Origin of the sequence: uncultured Thiodictyon sp. (genome assembly GCA_903837595.1) — a bacterium.
GTDB lineage: Bacteria > Pseudomonadota > Gammaproteobacteria > Chromatiales > Chromatiaceae > Thiodictyon.
Genome location: CAILVI010000414.1, coordinates 1 through 1594, shown reverse-complemented (window position 1 = coordinate 1594; position 1594 = coordinate 1). Strand labels below are relative to the sequence as shown.

Sequence of the window (1594 nt, the reverse complement as noted above, 5' to 3'; positions counted from 1 at the left end):
CTGTCGGCGATCAACACCTATATCGGTCCCGACCTGGACCCCGCCGACTACGCCCGCATGGTCTCCAATGACCTGATGGGCATTACCCGTGACGACCTGACCTACGACCTGGGCCGCGTTGTCGACGACTCCGTGCACCTGTTCGAGGAGTGGGGTCTACCGATCTGGAAGACCGACGACGACGGCGTGCGCCATGACGGCGCCGAGTCGATCAATGAAGGCCTGCCGCTGCTCAAAGACGGCGGCAAGCCGGTGCGCTCGGGCAAGTGGCAGATCATGATCAATGGCGAATCCTACAAATGGATCGTCGCGGAGGCCGCCAAGAAGGCACTGGGCCTGTCACGTATCGAAGAGCGCGTCTTCATCGTCAAGCTGATCAACGACAAGAACGATCCCTCGCGCATTGCCGGCGCGGTCGGCTTCTCGGTGCGCACCAATACCATCCATGTCTATAAGGCCAAGGCCGTACTGCTGGCCGCCGGCGGCTGTGTCAACCTGTTCCGCCCGCGCTCGGTGGGTGAGGGTACGGGCCGCGCCTGGTACCCGGTGTGGAACGCCGGCTCGACCTACGCCATGGCCGCCGAGGCCGGCGCCGAGATGACGATGATGGAAAACCGCTTCGTGCCCGCCCGCTTCAAGGACGGCTACGGCCCGGTCGGCGCCTGGTTTCTGTTGTTCAAGGCCAAGGCGACCAACGCCTATGGCGAAGACTACATGCTCAAGAACAAGGAGATGCTCAACGACTACCCACCCTATGGGCAGGCGGCCGTGCCTGCGTCCTGCCTGCGCAACCACCTAATGCTCAAGGAGATGAAGGAAGGGCGCGGCCCGATTTACATGGATACGGTGAGCGCGCTGGCCAAGCTGCGCGAAACGCTGTCACCGAAGGAGGTCAAGCACTTGGAAGCGGAAGCCTGGGAAGACTTCCTCGATATGTGTATAGGCCAGTGCGGTATCTGGGTCGGCGAGAACATTGAGCCCGAGAAGAAAAACTCCGAACTGATCCCGACCGAGCCGTACCTGCTGGGTTCGCACTCCGGCTGCTGCGGCATCTGGGTCTCGGGTCCGACCGATGTCGGCGCACCGACGGCCGACGAGGGCGATTACGACGGTGTCCCGGCACACCTGCCGCGCGGCTGGAACTGGGGCTATCGCTCCATGACCACGGTCAAAGGCCTGTTCACGGCCGGCGACGGCGTAGGTGCCTCCGGTCACAAGTTCTCCTCCGGTTCCCACACCGAGGGCCGACTGGCCTCCAAGGCGATGGTCCAGTACGCGCTGGACAACAAGGACTGGACGCCAGAACTGGATACCCCGGTGGATCAACTGGCCTCCGAGATCTATCGGCCAGTGCGCAACTTCCTGGAGCAGAAGAACTACACTACCGCCATCGACGTCAACCCGCACTACATCACGCCCAAGATGTTGCAGTTCCGTCTGCAAAAAATCATGGACGAGTATGTGGCCGGCACCTCCACTTATTACAACACCAATGACAAGATGCTGGCGGTGGCGGAGGAGAAGCTGGGGATGCTCAAGGAGGATTCGGTCAAGATGCGCGCCAAGGACCTGCACGAGTTGCTGCGTGCCTGGG

Annotated in this window: 1 protein-coding gene; it reads left to right on the top strand. The window is 62.0% G+C overall.

Translation table 11 applies throughout. The features are described 5' to 3' along the window. Positions 1 to 1594, top strand: a 1594-nt coding sequence (gene aprA, locus QZY44_RS24855) for an adenylyl-sulfate reductase subunit alpha (protein WP_295454475.1), incomplete at both ends; no start/stop codon positions are given.